Below are 18744 nucleotides of genomic sequence, written 5' to 3' on the forward strand. Positions count from 1 at the left end.
CTGTTAATGGCGGACTAAGCGAATATCAAAATCAAATTGCCGGAAGAAGGCTTCCAGCCGGTCCAGTTCATCCGGCGAATAAGACGGGTCCTGGCTAATCGGGTAGGGCATATCCAGGCGTTCGTACTTTTTGCGTCCCAGCTGGTGGTACGGCAGCATGTCGATACGGCGGATATTCCCGCGCTTCGCCAGCTTCTGTACGTAATCAATGGCGCCGGTAATGGCGTCGAATGAGTCGTTGTAGCCGCGAATGAGCGGCATACGCACAATGACGTTGGCGCCGGAATCCACCAGCCATTCGAGATTGCGGCGGATCCCTTCGTTGCCGATGCCGAGCATCGCCTTGTGGTGTTCGCTGTTAATCTGCTTAATGTCGAATAAGAAGGTGTCGGTGACCGGCGCGAGCTTCTGGTAGTTGGCAAGTGGGGTGGTGCCCTGGGTTTCGACGGCAGTGTTAATCATCATCTTTTTGCATTCGCTGAATAAGGCGACGGCAAAATCGGTCTGCAGGCTCATCTCGCCGCCGCCGATGGTGACGCCGCCGCCGGAGGAGATGTAGAAGTCGTAGTCCTGCATGATGATCTCCATCAGCTCGCTGAAGGTGACGTCCTTGCCCATAATGTCCAGCGCGTTCTGGGTGCAAATCTCTTCGCATTTGCGGCAGCCGATGCAGTCTTTATGGCGGTCGACGAAGTGCTTCATTTCGCCGTTCTCTTCCGCCCGATAATGAATACCCGCCGGACAGACGCTGACGCAGTCGCCGCAGTTAATGCATTTGTCGTGCGAGAACATCACCTGGAACTGGCTATTCAGCCCTTCCGGGTTGGCGCACCACGGGCAGCGAATGTTGCAGCCCTTAAAAAACACCAGCGTGCGAATGCCATCGCCGTCATAGATCGAATATTTCTGGATATTGAAAATTCGGCCCGTTAATTCTTGTTTTGCGATCACGCTTGCCTCCCGCTCCGTCCCGTTACGGGACGGAGAACTTCCGGTTATTTCTCAAATACAGCTCATTTAATTCTCTCTAAGAGAACTAGAACTTCTCAATCACCGTACGGCTGATGATCTCGTCCTGGACCTCTTTGCACAGCTCAACGAAGTAGGCGCTGTAGCCGGCGACGCGAACGATCAGGTCGCGGTATTTCTCCGGCTCCTGCTGCGCCTTCTTCAGCACTTCGTTATCGACATAGCTGAACTGCATCTGCCCATTGCCGAGAATCGAGGCGGTACGCAGCAAGGTAATCAGGCCATGGCGACCTTCCGGGGTATCCAGAAGCCCTTTGAGGAATTTGAAGTTGTGCACCATGCCGATGTTCATGGTTTCCACGTTCATCTTGCTGACCGACTTGATAATCGCCGTCGGGCCTTGCTTATCCGCGCCCTGGGTCGGGCTGATGCCATCGGAGAGTGGCATCCACGCCAGGCGGCCGTTCGGCGTGGCGTTGGTTAGCTCGCCGATGGGCGTGTTGTTGGAGATAGACAGGGTGCCGTGGCTGAGGGTCGAGTAGAGCATCTTGTACTTACGGCACTCTTTCTCGGTCCATTCGGTAATATCGAGCGCGTACTGGTCGACATAGTTATCGTCGTTACCGTATTTCGGCGCGTTCAGGCAGTCGCGGCGCAGCGCTTCGTAACCTTCAAAGTTGGCCAGCAGCGCATCGCGGATCTGCTCAAGGGTGTATTTCTTCTCTTCGAACACCAGCTTGCGGATCGCCGCCATCGAGTCGACGTAGGTCGCCAGACCGGAGAAAATCAGCCCCGGACCGTGGTTGACCATCGCGCCGCCGGCGGCGACATCTTTGCCGCTCTCCATGCAGCCTTCGACCAGCAGCGACATCAGCGGCTTCGGCGCCACATCGCGGTGGACGCGCTGGCTGATGACGGTGCCGATAGCCGACAGGCGCACGATATGGGCGATCTGCTGTTTCACCGCCGCGTCGAATGCTTCGAAGGTGCGCAGGTCGCGCAGGTCGCCGGTGTCCAGCCCCTGATAGCTATCGAACAGCACCATCCGCCCGCGGTTAAGCACGAACTCGATAGCGATAGGCCACTGGGTGTAGCCGGTGGAGGTCCACTGGTAGATGCGCCCGGATTTCTGCGGTTCAACGCAGCCCATCAGGCAGTAATCGCGGGCGTCTTCAAAATCGAAGCCTTTGCGCAGCATCATCTTGATGTGGGAGTCATCGAAGTGGCAGGCCGGGAAGCCCATTCCCGCTTTCACCACGTCGACGATTTTTTCCATGTATTTCTGCGGCGACTGGTTGTGGATACGGCAGGCCAGCGACGGCTGGTAAACCTTCACGAAGCGCACGGCGTCCATAATCAGATAGGTCAGATCGTTACAGGCATCGCCGCCGCTACGTTTCTGGCCGCCAACGGTGAGGTTGATAAACGGCTGATAACCCGCGAAATATTTCGCACCCAGTTCGCTCGACATCCACATCAGTTCGGCACATTTGATGATGAACGCCTGCAGCAGCTCCAGCGCGGTGTCGTGGGTCAAGCGGCCTTCGCGGATATCGGCTTCGAACATCGGATAGCAGTACTGGTCAACGCGTCCCAGCGACAGCCCGGTCTGGTTCTCTTCGATTTCAAACAGTGATTCGACGGTCCAGATACTCTGCAGCGCTTCCTGCAGGGTTTTCGGCGGATTGGCCGGCACGTTTTCGTTGACGTCGGCGATGGTCAGCAGCTCGGCGCGGCGCTGGGCGTTTTGCTCTTTAGCCGCCAGTTCGCGGGCATGGGCGGCGATGCGGCGAGCGTAGTTGACCACCCCTTCGCAGGTTTCAATCGCCGCTTTGTAGTAGTAAATGCGGTCGATATCTTCCGGATTTTCCATGCTCAGGCTGGCCAGATGCGCCTCGGCATCGGCTTTAATGCCGTTCATCCCTTTGGTGAACAGCAGCACGTCGTAGCCCGGGCAGGTATCGCCGCCGCCGTTAATCTGGTGATAGGAGAGGTCGCTGACGAAGGTCTCGCCGCTGAAGGCCCAGACGCCAGCCTCACGGTATTGCGCTTCGCAAATCTCATCCAGCGAACGGCCTTCCCAGAATGGGACGATCTCTTCGCGAATGGTTTTTTTATCCGCTTCGCTGATCTCAAACGGATCCTGCGGGCGGGTGCTCATGGTGTCGAGCTCGTCGCGCACCCAGCGCCAGGCGATATCCGGCGAGAAGGCGCCCGCGCGCGGCTTGCCGCACGGATGGCCGACGATCAGCTCATCGTCCTGAATCAGAATCGGCGCGGTTTCGCAGGCGTGGCGGAAGGCTTTCGCTCGCAGCAGAATGGTCGGCATGCCTGGGTTAGCTTTCACCACTTCGGTAAAGGCCAGCGCGCGATAGATAGAGACGCTCGGGCGTACCGTCAGATAGTGGTTACGCAGACGCTGCATACGCGGGGTTAACCCTTCCATCACCGGCGTGTCGGCGCAGGCGGCGAACGGCGCATGGCTGACCTGTTGTGCGCCGCTAAACAGACGCACCGGCAGATTCAACGCGCTGAGATTGCGCTGGGCGCTGATGAACATCGCCGAGAGTTCGTTCACCTCGGCATGGTCAAAAGCGGCGCCATGCAACATGGCGTCGAGCATCGGATAGCCGTCAATGGCGCAGGCGGCGCGGACTTCGCTCAGTTCCGCCAGCTTGAACCACAGGCACTCCACGAGCTCATACGCCTGCTGGGTATTCAGCGCGCCGCTGTTGATATCGCGCTGGAAGTAAGGCAGCAGCGCCTTGTCCGCCCCTTCCGGGTTGACTGCATAGCTGCCGTTATCCAGCTGGAGCGCCAGCTGGAACAGATAGAACGCCTGGCAGGCTTCTTTGAAATTACGCGCTGGATGGGCCGGCACGTGGTGGAGAATGGCTGCGCTATCGAGCAGCTCGGCTTTGCGATAAGCATTGGTCTCCGCCGCCGCCAGCTGCTCGGCGCTGTTGGCCAGATTTTGCGCCAGCGCCAGCAGGGCGTCGCAGGCGTAGATGGCGGCGCGGCAGCCGTTGACTTCATCCATACCGCTGCGGCTGACCGCGCTGCCGAGTGCGCGGGTTTTCTCTTCCAGCTGGTGCTTAATCGCCAGCACCCCTTTTTCGACCACCAGCCTGTAGTCCGGCGAATCCAGATCGCTGTTGAGGTTGAGGAACTGGAAAGCCGATGGGCGACGGGTCGCGTTTTCGTCATGGAAAATCGCCCCGTGCGGTTTACGGCTCTGGTTGCCGACAATGAGTTCGTCGGGGCTGATGGTCAGCGGCAGCTGGCGCATCAGTTCATAGAAACGGCGCGCCGGTTTAACGGCGGCGGGAACGCCCGCGATATCGCCATCCAGGGCGTTCAGCGTGGTGGCATGTTCAGTGCACAGCGTGCTTTTCTGGGCGAGTAAACGGTCTGCCAGCACTTTGACGCGCGGCGTTAAGCTGTAGTGTGCCATGGGTAAGGTTCTCCAAATCTTGTTATCAGTGGCCCTGAACGGCGTTGCCGGTCCATGCCCGGCGATAGAGTTCGGTCAGTGCGTGAGCATCCGGCGCGCGTGGGTTCGTCGGAGTACAGCTGTCGCGTAACGCCTGGCCAATCATCTCCGCCAGCCGTTGTTCAAACTCGTCTGCAAGGACGCCGGTATCGCGGATGCCGGCCGGCATGCTCATTTCGTCTTTAAGTGCCTGAATGGCGACCAGCAGGCTGGTGACGCCCTGGCGGGTAGTGGCCGCAGGTAGATCCAGCAGATGGGCTAGTCGGGCATATTTGCGGGCGGCATCGGTATCGCACAGCCCGTGATAATCAGCGTTCCAGGCGACGACGTGCGCCATCAGCAGGGCGTTGGCGCGGCCATGGGGCACGCGGAAGACGCCGCCGAGGGCGTGGGCCAGGCTGTGGGTTATCCCCAGCGACGCGTTGGTGAAGGCCATCCCCGCCATGCAGGAGGCGTTGTGCATCTTTTCGCGCGCCTGCAGGTTGTCGCCGCTGCGCCAGCAGGTCGGCAGATAGCGAAATACCTGCTGCACCACTTTCTCCGCCAGGGCGTCGGAAAAGTCGCTGGCGGCGCGGGAGACGTAGGCCTCAAGGGCGTGACACAGCACGTCCATGCCGGTGTCGGCGGTAATTGCCGGCGGCACCGAAGCCACCAGCGCCGGGTCCAGAATGGCGATATCCGGCAGCAATGACGCATCCACCAGCACCAGCTTTTCCGCGTTGGCTTTCACCACCGAAAAGGCGGTGACTTCCGAACCGGTACCGCTGGTGGTCGGGATGGCGACGAAGCACGGTCGGGGACGGTCGGCCAGCGGACGGGTTTGCGCCAGGGAGAAAATAACCGCTTTGGCGGCATCGATTACCGAACCGCCGCCGAGCGCGATAACCAGATCCGGGTAGTGGTTATCCATCAGCTTCATACCGCGCACCACGGTGGCGATATCCGGATCCGCCACCACGTCGTCCCACACCTGCCAGGCGATCCCGCGCTGGCGCAGCAGGGCGGTGACGCGCTCGGCGAGGCCAAACTTCACCATCGCTTGATCGGTCACCAGCAGCACGCTGCGGGCGGAAATTTCGTTCAGTACCGAGAGGGCGTCCTGACCGAAGCAAATCCGTGGTTTCAGTAAAAATTCACTCATTGGGCTATTCACTCCTGTTCGGCGTCCCGAAACACCTTCTCAACAATGGCGACCACCGACATCGCTTTGTAGCGGTCTTTATTGAGCGCGAAGTACTCTTCCGCCAGCACGATGTCGTGCATACCGGCGCCGACGTTATCGACGGCGACCCAGGTCTGGTCCTTCATCGGCTGCTGTTTGTCATCTAAGCGGGTGATCAACAGCAGGTTGCTGCCGCGCAGCTCATCGCATTTTTGCGTGGCGACAACATGGCCGGTCACCTTTGCGAGAATCATCGTTATATCGCCTTATATCAGTGCGTTACTTAGCAAGGCGCTCCAGCACCTGGCGGATAACGCGTTCCACGTTTTGTTCGTTGATTGCGCCTTCCGCATTCGCTGCGGCGCCTGGGCTGGCGAAGCGGTCATCGCTGCCTGCCGCGTGTGCTGGCGCAGCGCTGGCCGGAGCGTTGAAACGCACGTCATCAAGAATGCTGCGCTGCGGATCGCTCGCCGGCGTGACGATGGTCGGCTGTGGCTCAGGGCGGCTGCCCGGCGCGCGAAGCTCGTCAATCGACCGCACGCCATAGCCGACTTTGCGGATATTGAGCAGGTTCATCGGGCCGACGTTGTCGGAGCTGGAGCCGCCGCCGACCGCGCCGCAGCCGAGGGTCAGCGCCGGGGAGATATTGGTGGTGGCGCCGATGCCGCCGAGCGCCGCCGGGGTGTTGATCAGGATGCGGTTGACCGGTTTTTCGAGGCTGAACTGGCGGATGACGTCCTGGTTGCGGGTGTGGATCACCAGCGTATGGCCGAGCCCTTCATTAGTCAGCAGCTCTACCACGCGGTGGCAGGCGGCTTTCCAGTCCTCAGCCACGTACAGACCGAGTACCGGGCACAGTTTTTCGCGCGAGTAGGGGTTTTTCGGTGAGACGGTGGTCTGCTCGGCGATCAGCACTTTGGTGCTGGCCGGGACGCAGAAGCCGGCCATCTGGCTGAGGTACAACGCGGTTTTGCCAACCACTTTCGGGTTGATGGTGCCGTTCGGGCGCAGCAGCAGCGCCGCCATTTTCGCCGCTTCATCTTCATTCATGAAGTAAGCGCCCTGCGCTTCCAGCTCGCGGTGAACCTCATCGTAAATGCAGCCTTCGACGATGATCGACTGCTCGGAGGCGCAGATCACGCCATTATCGAAGGTTTTGCTGGTGATGATATCTTTCACCGCGTGGTGGATATCGGCGCTGCGTTCGATAAATGCCGGGCCGTTGCCCGGACCGCCGCTGATGGTCGGGGTGCCGGACGCGTAGGCCGCGCGCACCATGCCTTCGCCGCCGGTGGCGAGGATAAGCGAAACGTCTTTGCTGTGCATCAGCTCTGAGGTGGCTTCGAGGGTCAGCTGGGTGATGCCGTCGACGCTGCCCTCCGGCGCGCCGGCCGCTTCCGCCGCGCGTTTGACGATCTCAATCGCCTTCCAGCTGCACTGACGCGCGCCCGGATGCGGAGAGAAGATAATGGCGTTGCCCGCCTTGAGGGCGATCAGCGCTTTATAGATAACCGTAGAGGTTGGGTTAGTTGAGGGGACCAGCGCGCAAATCACGCCCAGCGGCACGCCCACGTCCATCACTTTTTTTACCGGGTCGTCATGAATGATGCCAACGGTCTTCATATCTTTGATGGCGTCGTAGACGCGCAGCGAGGCGAAGCGGTTTTTCAGCACTTTGTCCTGCCAGTTGCCAAAACCGGTCTCTTCCGCGGCCATTTTCGCCAGCGCTTCGGCGTGGTGCGCTGCTTCCTGGGCCACGTTTTTCACGATGGCGTCGATTTGCTGCTGCGAAAAGGTGGCCAGCATTGCCTGCGCTTTTTTGGCGTTGCGCACCAGTTCCCGGGCGTTCTGCCGGGACTGCAAATCGTTATCCAGTTCAATCATGAGTCTATCCTTCATCAGACGAAAAGAGTGGGGACGGGGCGTGCCCTGTCAGGTCATGCTTTGTGCTGCGCCGCGATTTTTTCGATGTCGTTATGGGGACGCGCGATGACGCGAGAGCTGACGACTTCGCCAATGCGTTTCGCCGCTTCCACGCCGGAGTCGACCGCCGCGTTGACCGCGCCGACGTCGCCTTTCACCATCGCGGTGACGAGGCCGGAGCCGACGTTTTCATAGCCGATCAGTTCGACGTTGGCGGCTTTGCACATCGCGTCCGCGGCTTCAATACAGGCCACCAGACCTTTGGTTTCGATAAGACCAAGCGCTTCTTTCATCAGGTTTCTCCGTTAGTCCGCAATTTTGTAATGCGAGACGATTTTGTTGATGTCGTTATGCGGACGGGCGATGACCAGCGAGGTCACCACTTCGCCAATGCGCTGGGCCGATTCAACGCCGGAATCCACCGCCGCTTTCACCGCGCCGACATCGCCTTTCACCATCGCGGTGACGAGGCCGGAACCGACGTTTTCATAGCCGATCAGTTCGACGTTGGCGGCTTTACACATCGCATCCGCTGCTTCAATGCAGGCCACCAGACCTTTGGTTTCAATCAGACCTAATGCATCACCCATTTGCGTTCTCCTGGCCTTCAGGCCTTGTGTTTAATGACGATTTTGTTGATGTCGTTATGCGGACGCGCGATGACCAGCGAGGTCACCACTTCGCCGATGCGCTGCGCCGATTCCACACCGGAATCCACCGCCGCTTTTACTGCGCCGACGTCGCCCTTCACCATCACGGTGACCAGGCCGGAGCCGACGTTTTCATAGCCGATCAGTTCGACGTTGGCGGCTTTACACATCGAGTCCGCTGCTTCAATACAGGCCACCAGACCTTTGGTTTCGATAAGCCCCAATGCATCACCCATCGTGATCTCCTCCAGAACAGGTTTTGTGATTCGGGAAAACCGTCCGCGTAACGGCATCAACACGCGGAAGCGGCGTTCGGGGTTCACTATAGGGAATGGGGAGATAAGTGAAATTTAAATCCGTGTAGATGAATATTTTAGGTTTTTACTCTGCTATTTAGCCTTATTTAGGCTTCTTTTTATATTTTCATTCTGTTTCATGCGTGAAGATTTTCATGATGATATGGCGTTTTTTTAAGCTATTTATCGGCGGGAGATGAATGTTAATAAGATGCTAATTACTTGCCAGCAATCGGTAATATAGCCACGTTATAATTGTGGGTATGCTCAAGTTCTCGCGTCGAAGCTAAACGCAAAACGTGCGCTTTTAGCATCGTGGAAAGAGGGGGCAATAATGGAGCGTGAGCGAGGGCGCATTTTCCTCGCAGTGGTACAGGGGGGACGGGTTAATTAAGCGTGCTGCCGGACTTCAGCGTGCAGATGTAGAGCGGTGAGTTGATAGAGCTCAGCAGGATAGCTTTGTCGTTAAGCTTTTGCGCATTGAGGAACAGGCCGTCGTGGCTGTCGGACATCTCGCGCATGAAATAGTCGAAGATGACATCCGGCGATTCATCGATGGACGAGGCGCTGGATTCCCATTTCTTGATGCGGTAGTGGCGCTCGGTCGCTGAGATGCGCTGGCTGGTGTAGCTGAATTTGACGTAACGCTGCAGGTAGAGCCAGCCGGCGGCAGAATCGGTATAGCCTTCCACTACCATCGACCCGTTGCCATTGGCGGCAAAATTAAAATGGATATTGCCGTTCACATTCTCTTTTTCCATGTTTTCAAAACGCATGATCGCTTTGGTGGAGCAGCTCATCACGCCGTCGTTGGCATCCGGCAGCAGGCGCCAGGCGCTAAACCCGGCGGCGGCGATAAACGCGAGGGCAGAGAGGGCGAAAAAGGTGCGGGGCGCGAGTCTCATTGCGGCTTCCAGGAGTAGTAAAAGTAGTTATCGCAATAGCTAAACGGGTTGTCTTCGTGCATCGCGCAGTGGGCGAGAAATACCCGGCCCAGGCCGTTGGTCTCCAGCCGGTCGCCATAGAAGAAAACAAAACGCTCCCCCGGCTTGCAGCTGAGCTTCAGCCGCTGACGCACCTCATCAAAATTCTTACTGTAGGCCGTCGCCGAGACCGAACGCAGCATTTCATCGCTGGCGAGCAGTTCGCACTGGCGGTGGTTCATCAGCGTCAGATTAATTGGCCGGGCGACGTGGGTTCCGGTAAACGTGAATGCCACCAGAAGCAGGGCGATGACCAGCAGGCAGCCGCCGGCCAGATACCAGCACATTCCGCGCGCATGTGGTGAAGCGGCAGGAGGTGTGGTTTCCCTTCCTGCCCCGGCGGGTTCGCCAGGCGGCGCGGCCGGGCTGGCGACATCGGCCAGCGCCGGCCCGGCGTCGAGCAGTTCGATGCTGAGATCCTGATTCAGCTGCAGCATGCCGCGCGACACGGTGACGATAATGTTATCGATATCGTAGTGGCGGAAAGTTTTGCGCAGCATGCTCAGATACTGGTTGAGGTTGCTATTGGAAGAAGTTAAGCCGTTATCGTCCCAGACTTTTTTCAACACTTCATCGCGACTGACCACGCCGGTATGGCGGAGAAAAAAATAGAGCAGCGCGCTGGCGGTGATGGATAGCTGGCTATCTGGTTCATCGTTGCCGGGCAGGGTTAGCGTGCCGTCTGTTGCATCATAAATGAGACGGGCATTGATGTTGTAGCGCATCGCGGCCTCACTCTATTCGCTTCATGCGGGAAGCGTCATTTTGGTCAGATCGTTCACCAGCGACTGGCGATGTTCGCTGCTCATGGTGCGCCCCTCGGTCAGCTCCGATAACCAGATACCGTCGGCGGCGTAGCGTACCAGGGTACCGGTTGGGCCGTTATCCAGCGCATCGCCTTGCGCCAGATGATCCAGCATCCAGTCGCGCCAGCATTTTCGCAGCACCGGTTCGTCCGGCATCGCCAGCGACAGCACCATCAGCTGACGGCTTTCGTGCGTGTCCGTCAACTGCGGATTGGACAGATAGTGCAAATAGGCCCGGGTAAAGCGTCCGTAAGCGATGTTATCGGCGGCCATCAGTTCGCTAATCGCCTTTTCCATAATCGCCAGCAGCCTGGCGAACAGAGCGAAAATCAGCGCCTGCTTATTGGGAAAATGGTGCAGGAGGCCGCCTTTGCTGACTCCAGCCTCGCGGGCGACAGCGTTCAGCGACAGGGCGGCGATACCGTCCCGGCCGGCAATCATCGCCGCCGATTCAAGCAGCTGACGGTGGAGACGGACGGGATCTTTTTTACGATGCTGGGCTTCCATGTTCATGGCCGGAATCATACCGACCAGACGGTATGATTATTTTTGATCGCTATCAATATGAGAGGCGGCTTCGCGCGACGGGATGCCGTTAATGCGTGGAGGCTCACAAATTGTCATATTAATGAAAGCGATAACCCGGAAGGGCTATCGCGTTGAGGTTTATTTCGTTGCCAGGTGCACCGCCAGGCCGCTTTGCCCCGGCGCCAGCTCCGGACGCAGCGTTAGCGACGGGATCAGATAGTCGCCATGATTTTGCCGGCGAAATGGAATGGGCTCGGTTTGCCACAGCGTGTCCAGCCGCTCGGCCAGCGTGGCACACTGGTCGGCGAACTGCGCGGCATCAGTTTTATCCGTGCGGTAAAACACCAGCGGCGGAAGCACCTCGAAGCCGGGATAGAACAGCATACCGTGCTGAATGGGGAACAGAATGTCGTCGATGGGGCCATTGATCCCGCGCGGTGAATAGTGTTCCGCCCAGCCGCCGGCGGTGACGATCAGCATCGCCCGCTTGCCGACGAAGGTGCCTTCCCCATAGCGATCGCCCCAGTGGCGGTCGCTGTGCTCGCCGACGCCATAGGCAAAGCCCCAGGCGTACACCCGGTCGATCCAGCCTTTCATGATCGCGGGCATCGAGAACCACCACAGCGGAAACTGAAAAATCACCGTATCGGCCCACAGCAGCTTTTCCTGCTCGGCGGCGATATCCGCGCTTTGAGTACCTTGGGCAAAGGCCTGTCTGGAGTCCAGGGTAGGACGCCAGAACTCGCCGACCGGCGGCGCGCCGCTGTCGTCGGCGTCATACCCGGCCTTCCAGCGCATGGCGTAGAGATCGGAGACCTGGACTTCATGACCGGCCTGCAGCAGATGACGGATGGCGAAATCTTTGAGTCCGCCATTGAGGGAGCGCGGTTCCGGATGGGCGTAAATCAGCAGTACTTTCATAACATCACCTCTGAAGTGGGAAGAGCTGCAGAGTATGAAAGCTGGCGCTATAGTAGAAATTAATTACTTCAATCCCAGGTATAGTTGTGATTAATTTACATCGTCTGGATCTCAATCTGCTGCGCACGCTCGACGTGCTGCTCAGTGAAAATAACGTTACCCGGGCGGCGCAGCGGCTGAATCTGTCGCAGCCGTCGGTCAGCATTCAACTCGCCAGGCTGCGGGAGATGTTTGCCGACCCGCTGCTGATGCCGGGCCCGCGCGGCATGCAGCCCACCGCCCGCGCCGATGAGCTTCGCCAGCCGCTGCGCGCTGCGTTAGCCGCGCTGGAGCAGGCGGTGGCGCCGGTAGCACCTTTTAATCCGGCCGCGGCGGCGGAGACCTGGCGGGTGGCGGCGACGGACTATATGGCTTCGGCGACCCTCATGCCGATGCTGGGCAGGCTACGCCTGGCCTCTCCCGGCAGTCGGCTGGCGGTATTCGAACTCCAGCCGGCGCGGCTGGAGCAGCAGGCGGCCAGCGATGAAGTGGATCTCTTTTTCCATACCCGCGAGGGCGCGCCGCCGGGGCTGCATCAGCGCCTGCTGTTTCGCGAGCGCTACGTGCTGGCGGGCCGGGCCGGGCATCCGGTGCTGCGGCAAGGGTTGAGCCTGGAAACGTTCTGTCAGCTGGAGCAAGCGATCGTCTCCCCGGACGGAGGCGGCTTCAGCGCGGCGACCGATACCGCGCTGGCGAACCTTGGCCTGACGCGGCGGGTTGTCCTTTCCGTGCCACATTTCCTGTTTATGCTGGAGACCCTGCGCAATAGCGATCTGGTGGCGGTGCTGCCGGAGCGGCTGGTGCGCGGGCAGAGCGGGCTGGCAGTCGTCGAGCCGCCGCTGGCGGTCGCCGGCTTTGAGATGCTGATGCTATGGCACGAACGCTGGCACCGCGACCCGGCGCATCAATGGCTGCGCCAGTTCATTGTGAATTCACTGGAGGAACAGACATGCTGAGCGGACTGAATCACCTGACCCTGGCGGTCAGCCAGCTGGCGCCGAGCGTAGCGTTTTATCAGCAGCTGTTGGGCATGACGCTGCACGCCCGCTGGGACAGCGGCGCCTATCTCTCCTGCGGCGATCTGTGGCTGTGCCTGTCGCTGGATCCGCAGCGGCGTGTCACTCCGCCGGAGGAGAGCGACTACACCCATTATGCGTTTAGCATCAGCGAAGCGGATTTCGCCCGCTTCGCCGCTCGCCTTGAGGTTGCCGGCGTGGCGGTGTGGAAGTTGAACCGTAGCGAAGGCGCCTCGCACTATTTCCTCGACCCCGACGGCCACAAGCTGGAGCTGCACGTCGGCAGTCTCGCCCAGCGCCTGGCCGCCTGCCGCGAACAGCCGTATAAGGGGATGGTGTTTTTTGACCAGTGAAGCTGATTTGCGGACGCGAGGTAACCCGTCGCCCCGGTAAGCGCAGCGCCACCGGGGAGAACAGGCTAAACCTCACTCCATCGCCACCTTCACCGCTTCTCCCAGCTTCACCATCACCGCTTTATGTTTCTCGGTCGGCGGCAGGGCGCAGTTGATCCTGACGCAGTTGCGATACTTGCCCGCCGCGGAAAACAGCGACCCCGGCGCGACCTGGATCTTCAGCCGGCACAGCTGTTTGGCGACGCAGACCATATCCACCTGCTCCGGGAGCTCCACCCACAGCATAAAACCGCCTTTCGGCCGGGTGACGCAGATCCCGCAGGGGAAAAACTCCCGCAGCCAGCAGGTGTAGATCTCGATATTGCGCTGATAGATCTGCCGCATCCGCCGCACGTGGCGGTGATAATGGCCTTCGCGAATAAAGTTAAAGGCCGCCAGCTGTGTTGAAGGGACGTTAGTACCGCTGGCGGCGTACTTCATCTGTAGCAGCTTGTCGTAGTAGCGCCCGGGCGCTATCCAACCGATGCGCAGGCCGGGGGCGATGGTTTTGGTAAAGGAGCTGCAGAGCATCACCCGGCCGTCGATATCCCAGGAGTGAATCGTGCGCGGGCGCGGATATTCGGTAGCCAGCTCGCCGTAGATATCATCCTCGAAAATAACGATATCGTGGCGCTGGGCCAGGTTCAGCACCGCGCGCTTGCGGGCGTCCGGCATGATAAATCCCAGCGGGTTGTTGCAGTTCGGCACCAGGATCACCCCTTTGATCGGCCACTGATCCAGCGCCAACTCCAGGGCCTCGATGCTGATCCCGGTTTCCGGATCGGTGGGGATCTCAATCGTTTTTAATCCCAGTCCGCGCAGCATCTGCATGGTGCCGTAGTAGCAGGGGGATTCCACGGCGATGATGTCCCCTGGCTGGCACACCGACAGCAGGGCCAGCGACAGCGCGCTGTGGCAACCGCTGGTGAGCACCAGATCGTCGGCAGTCACCACCGATCCGCCGTCGAGCATCAGGCGGGCGATCTGCTCCCGCAGCTCGCGGCGCCCGGCCAATTCGTCATAGTTCAACACCTCAGTGAGGTTGTGCTGGATCGCCCGGCTCAGTTCGCGCCAGATGGGCTTCAGGCTTGGCTGCGTCACGTCCGGCGAGCCGCCGCCGAAGGGGATGATCGTTTTATCGTAGCGGGCGTCGAGCATGGTCAGCACCTGATCCCACTGGGTGATCTCCACCGGACGCTGCACCGGACGCGACATCGGCGGCACCGGCGGCTGGGCCTTGCGGGGGGCGACGAAATAGCCCGATCGCGGCTGCGGCACAATCATCTGCTGCTGCTCAAGCAGCTGATAGGCCTGCTGGACGGTGCTGATGCTGACGCCGTGCTCCTGGCTCAGGCTGCGCACCGACGGCAGCTTTTCGCCGTGGCGATACAGGCCCTGTTCAATGCGTTCGGCCAGCAGCGTCGCAAGATGTTGATAGCGGGTCATGCTGTATCCTTAATTGTCGCCATACAGATGGAATAACCAGTACAGATGGCAGGAAAAATTGCGGTCTGCTGTACGTTTTAGCCAATCTGTATGTTAAAGAAAAGTGTTTTGTGAATCTGTATTCCTTCCCCCCAAATCCGTGAAGATAAAGTCTCTGGCAAGGTGAGGAGGTAGAGGATGGAATTTCATGAGAACAGGGCAAGACAGCCATTTATCGGTTTCGTATTGCTGGCACGGTTTGTCAAAAAATGGTGGCTTCAGGAGCAAACGCGCAGAGCTTTGCAGAAAATGAGCGACGAACAGCTGAAAGATATCGGCCTGCGTCGGGATCAGATCAATTAAAAAGTGCTTTTTTTTCAGGCATCACTTCTTCTTTGCCCCGGTAAGCGCTGGCGATGCCGGGGAATCATTCACGAAATTTATCAATTGATGCGACGTGACCTTCCGTTTCTTGATACTTACCCTGATAAGTATTATTTTCTTCTCAACAATGAGAGGAAAAGCTGTGACTGAAGACGAACTGTTTGCCCGCCGCCCGCTGGGGATGCGGATGGCCATGGTGGTGCGCCAGTGGCGCGCGATTATTGACTCCGCTATCACCGATACGGGACTCACCCAGTCCAGCTGGACGGTGCTGATGCAACTGCATCAGTTGGGGGACAACGTCTCGGTCAGCGAACTGGCGGAGGTGCAGGGGATTGAACTGCCGCCGCTGACGCGCACCCTCTCATTACTGGAAAAGCAGGGCTATCTGTTGCGTTCCACATCGCCATATGACAAACGCATTCGCCTGCTGACGCTGACCGCCGAGGGGCGGGCTATTCTGGAAAAACTGAGCCGCGTGATCGAGACCTATCAGGAGCGCGTAACCCAGACCATCCCGGAAGCCGACCTCGTCACCTTCAGCGCCACGTTAAATCAAATCGCCTGCCGTTTGCGGAATATCCGCGAAGAAGATAACAAGATCTAACACACTATGATGACGCCTGAACAAAAATTTGCCCGCTGGGTACGGGTGAGTATTGCCGCTTTTCTGGGAATATTCGCCTGGTTTATCGTTGCCGATATCTGGATCCCGCTGACGCCGGACTCCACCGTCATGCGCGTGGTGACCCCGGTTTCGTCGCGGGTCTCCGGCTATGTCTCGCACGTCTACGTGCATAACAATAGCCAGGTGAAAAAGGGCGACCTGCTGTATGAGCTCGACCCGACGCCATTCATTAATAAAGTTGAAGCGGCACAGATCGCCCTTGAACAGGCGAAACTGAGCAACCAGCAGCTGGACGCGCAAATCGCCGCCGCCCGCGCCAACCTGCGCACCGCGCAGTACACCGCCCGTAACGATAAGGTCACGCTCGATCGCTATCAGCGCCTGAGCACCATGCAGAACGTCTCGCAGTCCGATCTCGACAAGGTGCGGACCACCTGGCAGACCAGCGAGCAGTCGGTCTCGGCGCTGAACGCGCAGATCCAGAACCTGCTGATCCAGCGCGGCGAGCGCGACGATAAGCGCAACGTCACCCTGCAGAAATACCGCAACGCGCTGGAGGAGGCGCAGCTGAACCTGGCCTGGACCAAAGTGCGTGCGGAAACTGACGGCATGGTCAGCAACCTGCAGCTTAACCCGGGGATCTACGCCACCGCGGCGACGGCCGTGCTGGCGCTGGTCAACAACAATACCGATATCGTCGCTGACTTCCGTGAGAAGAGCCTGCGCCACACCGCGGTAAACACCGATGCGGCGGTGGTTTTTGACGCCCTGCCGGGGGAAGTTTTCCCGGCGCACGTGACCAGCAGCGATGCCGGGATTCTGGCGGGGCAGGAGGCGGTTAACGGGCAGCTGTCGCAGCCGGAACAGTCCACCCGCTGGGTGCGTGATGCCCAGCGAATGCGCATTCACGTCGCGCTGGATCAGCCGCTGGCGAAACCGCTGCCGACCGGCGCCCGCGCCACGGTGCAGCTGTACAATAGCGAGGGACCTTTCGCCCGCACCTTCGCCGGCCTGCAGATCCATCTGGTGAGCTGGTTGCACTATGTCTATTAATACCCTGGCGCACGTCTTTACCCCGCACGGCAATATCGTCTACACGGCGAATGATTTTCGCCAGACGGTGCGTATCGCCGTGGCCGGGACCATTGCGCTCAGCATCTCCACCTTCTACGACGTGCAGTACGGCGTATTTTTTGTGGTGTATCCGCTGATGCTGATGTCGCTGGTGCCGGTGTTCAACCGCCACGTCGCCCGCCAGTTTGTGTTCAGCGCGGCGGTGAACTGCGTTGAAATGGTGCTGATTGTCGGTTATTTGTCGCAATGGCCGGTGATCATGACGCTGGTGGTGTTCGCCCTGTACGTGATGCGTTTTCGCTTTATGAGCCAGGGGCCGCTGTTTCTGCTGGGGTCGATGGGGGTGGTGTGTCAGAGCACGATGCTCAACTTTATGAGCTACCCGACCAGCAACTGGCACACCCTGATGTTCTCCAACATGGAAGCGTGCGTGCTGGCGGTGGCGCTGAGCGCGCTGCTGCATTACCTGATCCCGGACGTCGAACCGCGCAAGCCGCCGCCGCGCATTGAAAAAGACGCCGCCCGCATCCGCCACGAGTCGCTGCTCTCCGGCACGGTGGCGACGATCATCTTCGTGGTGTTTCAGATCTGCGATCTCAGCGACTCGCTGTCGGCGCTGATGGCCGGGATCCTGATCCTGTTCCCGATGCACTATCGCGGGGCGGTGATCAGCTCGATCTGGCGCGTGGCGGGGGTGGTGCTGGCCTGTCTCTATATTCTGGTGGTGCAGCTGATTATCTATGACTTCAGCAATCACATGATCCTGATGATGCCGCTGATTGGCCTCGGGCTGGCCTTTAGCGCCCGCCTGCACGTGATGGAGAAAGTGGGCGCCGGGGTGGGCTTCGCCAGCATTACCACCATCGGCATTATGTTTGGCCAAAACCTGCATCCCTATCAGGATCTGGTGTTCAGCGATCTGTACCGCATCACCTCGGTGACGGTCTCGCTGGTGGTCACGCTGACCCTGGTTTTTCTTATGCACCGTCTGCTGAACTGCTTTGCGGCGACGCGCTTTGTGGTAAGCGATTAACCTGCCGGTGGGAAGGTGGCGAGACAGCGCCACGCCTCCCCGTCCTGCTGATATAACGCCGCCGTCTGTTCCGGGACGATCCAGGCTCGCGCGTCGGCTTCCGTCCCCTCAAGCAGGATGCACAGCCCGCAGCCGCTGCGCAGCTGGCGGGGAATATCTTTGACCTCGAAGGTCATTCCCGCCGCCTGCAGGGCTTTGCGCGTTCGCACCACTCCCACCGTGGAATGAAATAAAAACAGAAACGTTGTCATCCGCGCCTCCGCTGGCGCTGGCCGATCAGCGCCGCGCCGATCGCCCCGGCGAACTGGGCGTCGGGATGGGTTGTCACCGCCATGCCGACATGGCTTTCCAGCATGCGGGCAAAGGCGGCGCAGTGGCTGACGCCGCCGGTAAACAGCAGCGGCCCCTGCGCTGATAAGCGGCCGATAAAGTTCGCGCTGCGCCGGGCCATGGCGTTAATCACCCCCGCCAGAATCGCCTCCGGCGCGACTCCCGCCGACCGCAGGCTGATGACTTCCGATTCGGCGAATACCGTACACATGCTGGTGATGGCATGCGGTTCCACGCCGTCGGTAATGGCGTCCAGCTGTTCGACGCTGGCGCCGAGGGTGCGTGAAATGACCTCCAGAAAGCGGCCGGTGCCGGCGGCGCATTTGTCATTCATCAGAAAGTCGCTGAGGTTGCCCCCGGCATCCAGCTGGATAACCTTGCTGTCCTGGCCGCCGATATCAATCACCGTGCGGGTGTCCGGTGCCAGCAGGCGGGCGCCGAGACCGTGACAGGAAATCTCCGTCACCTGTTTATTGGCGAAATCTACCAGCTGGCGACCATAGCCGGTGAGGGTTAAAAAGGGCGTTTCCGCGAGGCCAGCGCGCAGCGTCTCCCAGGCCTCATGGATGGCGTCGGCGGGGCGAAAGGGGGTCGGGCAGAGGAAACGACGCGTAACCACCCCGTCCGCGAGCAGGATGCCTTTCGTGGCAGTGGAGCCGGAATCAATACCAACCGTGTAGATCACGCGTGCT

At 59.5% G+C, this 18744-nt stretch carries 21 protein-coding genes; 6 read left to right on the plus strand and 15 right to left on the minus strand.

Features of this window, described 5'->3' with window-relative positions; all coding sequences use genetic code 11:
* Nucleotides 1–3: 3 nt before the first annotated feature.
* The 12 genes from cutD to CE636_RS18225 form a co-directional block, all read right to left on the minus strand.
* Nucleotides 4–951, minus strand: a complete 948-nt coding sequence (cutD, locus tag CE636_RS18170) for a choline TMA-lyase-activating enzyme (protein WP_017899146.1) — start codon at nt 949–951, stop codon at nt 4–6.
* Nucleotides 952–1036: 85 nt separating this feature from the next.
* Nucleotides 1037–4423 carry a choline trimethylamine-lyase gene (gene cutC, locus CE636_RS18175; protein ID WP_017899145.1) on the minus strand — a complete coding sequence of 1129 codons (3387 nt, stop codon included), beginning with the start codon at nt 4421–4423 and terminating at the stop codon, nt 1037–1039.
* 25 nt (nt 4424–4448) lie between these two features.
* The gene (locus tag CE636_RS18180; RefSeq protein ID WP_017899144.1) at nt 4449–5603 is read right to left on the minus strand and encodes a 1-propanol dehydrogenase PduQ; all 1155 of its coding nucleotides are present in this window, start codon (nt 5601–5603) and stop codon (nt 4449–4451) included.
* Between the two features lie 8 nt (nt 5604–5611).
* Nucleotides 5612–5878, minus strand: a complete 267-nt coding sequence (locus CE636_RS18185; RefSeq protein WP_017899143.1) for a EutN/CcmL family microcompartment protein — start codon at nt 5876–5878, stop codon at nt 5612–5614.
* Between the two features lie 25 nt (nt 5879–5903).
* Nucleotides 5904–7508, minus strand: coding sequence for an acetaldehyde dehydrogenase (acetylating) (locus CE636_RS18190; protein ID WP_017899142.1), 1605 nt, complete (start codon nt 7506–7508; stop codon nt 5904–5906).
* Nucleotides 7509–7561: 53 nt separating this feature from the next.
* On the minus strand, nt 7562–7840 hold the full coding sequence (locus CE636_RS18195) for a BMC domain-containing protein (protein ID WP_004146125.1): 279 nt from the start codon (nt 7838–7840) through the stop codon (nt 7562–7564).
* A gap of 12 nt (nt 7841–7852) precedes the next feature.
* Nucleotides 7853–8137, minus strand: a complete 285-nt coding sequence (locus tag CE636_RS18200) for a BMC domain-containing protein (RefSeq protein WP_002442227.1) — start codon at nt 8135–8137, stop codon at nt 7853–7855.
* A gap of 17 nt (nt 8138–8154) precedes the next feature.
* Nucleotides 8155–8433, minus strand: coding sequence for a BMC domain-containing protein (locus CE636_RS18205; RefSeq protein ID WP_004182810.1), 279 nt, complete (start codon nt 8431–8433; stop codon nt 8155–8157).
* Between the two features lie 446 nt (nt 8434–8879).
* Nucleotides 8880–9398, minus strand: a complete 519-nt coding sequence (locus CE636_RS18210; protein WP_004204137.1) for a FidL-like protein — start codon at nt 9396–9398, stop codon at nt 8880–8882.
* Nucleotides 9395–10201 (minus strand): winged helix-turn-helix domain-containing protein, encoded by an 807-nt coding sequence (locus tag CE636_RS18215; protein WP_017899141.1) that lies wholly within the window; start codon nt 10199–10201, stop codon nt 9395–9397. Before CE636_RS18215 ends, CE636_RS18210 begins: the two co-directional genes overlap by 4 nt.
* Before the next feature lie 21 nt (nt 10202–10222).
* On the minus strand, nt 10223–10807 hold the full coding sequence (locus tag CE636_RS18220) for a TetR/AcrR family transcriptional regulator (RefSeq protein ID WP_017899140.1): 585 nt from the start codon (nt 10805–10807) through the stop codon (nt 10223–10225).
* 141 nt (nt 10808–10948) lie between these two features.
* Nucleotides 10949–11731 carry an NAD(P)H-dependent oxidoreductase gene (locus CE636_RS18225; RefSeq protein WP_017899139.1) on the minus strand — a complete coding sequence of 261 codons (783 nt, stop codon included), beginning with the start codon at nt 11729–11731 and terminating at the stop codon, nt 10949–10951.
* 86 nt (nt 11732–11817) lie between these two features.
* Here CE636_RS18225 and CE636_RS18230 point away from each other — a divergent pair, with 86 nt between their 5' ends.
* Both CE636_RS18230 and fosA read left to right on the plus strand, forming a co-directional pair.
* Entirely contained in the window at nt 11818–12726 is a 909-nt protein-coding gene (locus tag CE636_RS18230; RefSeq protein ID WP_017899138.1) for a LysR family transcriptional regulator, read from the plus strand.
* Entirely contained in the window at nt 12720–13139 is a 420-nt protein-coding gene (gene fosA / locus CE636_RS18235; RefSeq protein ID WP_017899137.1) for a FosA5 family fosfomycin resistance glutathione transferase, read from the plus strand. The genes CE636_RS18230 and fosA overlap by 7 nt, the downstream gene beginning before the upstream one ends.
* Nucleotides 13140–13211: 72 nt before the next feature.
* Here fosA and CE636_RS18240 read toward each other — a convergent pair whose 3' ends face one another.
* A complete protein-coding gene (locus CE636_RS18240) occupies nt 13212–14624 on the minus strand; it encodes a PLP-dependent aminotransferase family protein (protein ID WP_004204148.1) in 1413 nt (470 codons plus the stop codon).
* 177 nt (nt 14625–14801) lie between these two features.
* On the opposite strand from CE636_RS18240, the gene CE636_RS18245 reads away from it, so the two are divergent.
* The 4 genes from CE636_RS18245 (at nt 14802) to CE636_RS18260 (ending at nt 17722) form a co-directional block, all read left to right on the plus strand.
* On the plus strand, nt 14802–14966 hold the full coding sequence (locus CE636_RS18245) for a DUF1127 domain-containing protein (protein WP_004204150.1): 165 nt from the start codon (nt 14802–14804) through the stop codon (nt 14964–14966).
* A gap of 163 nt (nt 14967–15129) precedes the next feature.
* Complete coding sequence (locus CE636_RS18250) at nt 15130–15594, plus strand: MarR family winged helix-turn-helix transcriptional regulator (protein ID WP_004204151.1); 465 nt, start codon at nt 15130–15132, stop codon at nt 15592–15594.
* Between the two features lie 6 nt (nt 15595–15600).
* Nucleotides 15601–16668: an HlyD family secretion protein gene (locus tag CE636_RS18255; protein ID WP_004204152.1), complete on the plus strand. Its 1068-nt coding sequence runs from the start codon at nt 15601–15603 to the stop codon at nt 16666–16668.
* Complete coding sequence (locus CE636_RS18260; protein ID WP_004204153.1) at nt 16658–17722, plus strand: DUF2955 domain-containing protein; 1065 nt, start codon at nt 16658–16660, stop codon at nt 17720–17722. The genes CE636_RS18255 and CE636_RS18260 overlap by 11 nt, the downstream gene beginning before the upstream one ends.
* On the opposite strand, the gene CE636_RS18265 is transcribed toward CE636_RS18260, so the two are convergent.
* Complete coding sequence (locus tag CE636_RS18265; RefSeq protein ID WP_004204154.1) at nt 17719–17973, minus strand: DUF3343 domain-containing protein; 255 nt, start codon at nt 17971–17973, stop codon at nt 17719–17721. The genes CE636_RS18260 and CE636_RS18265 overlap by 4 nt on opposite strands.
* Nucleotides 17970–18737, minus strand: a complete 768-nt coding sequence (yjiL, locus tag CE636_RS18270) for a putative 2-hydroxyacyl-CoA dehydratase activator YjiL (protein WP_017899136.1) — start codon at nt 18735–18737, stop codon at nt 17970–17972. Before yjiL ends, CE636_RS18265 begins: the two co-directional genes overlap by 4 nt.
* Between the last annotated feature and the right edge of the window lie 7 nt (nt 18738–18744).

The sequence above is a fragment of the Klebsiella sp. LY genome (genome assembly GCF_004010915.1).
Lineage (GTDB): Bacteria > Pseudomonadota > Gammaproteobacteria > Enterobacterales > Enterobacteriaceae > Klebsiella > Klebsiella quasipneumoniae.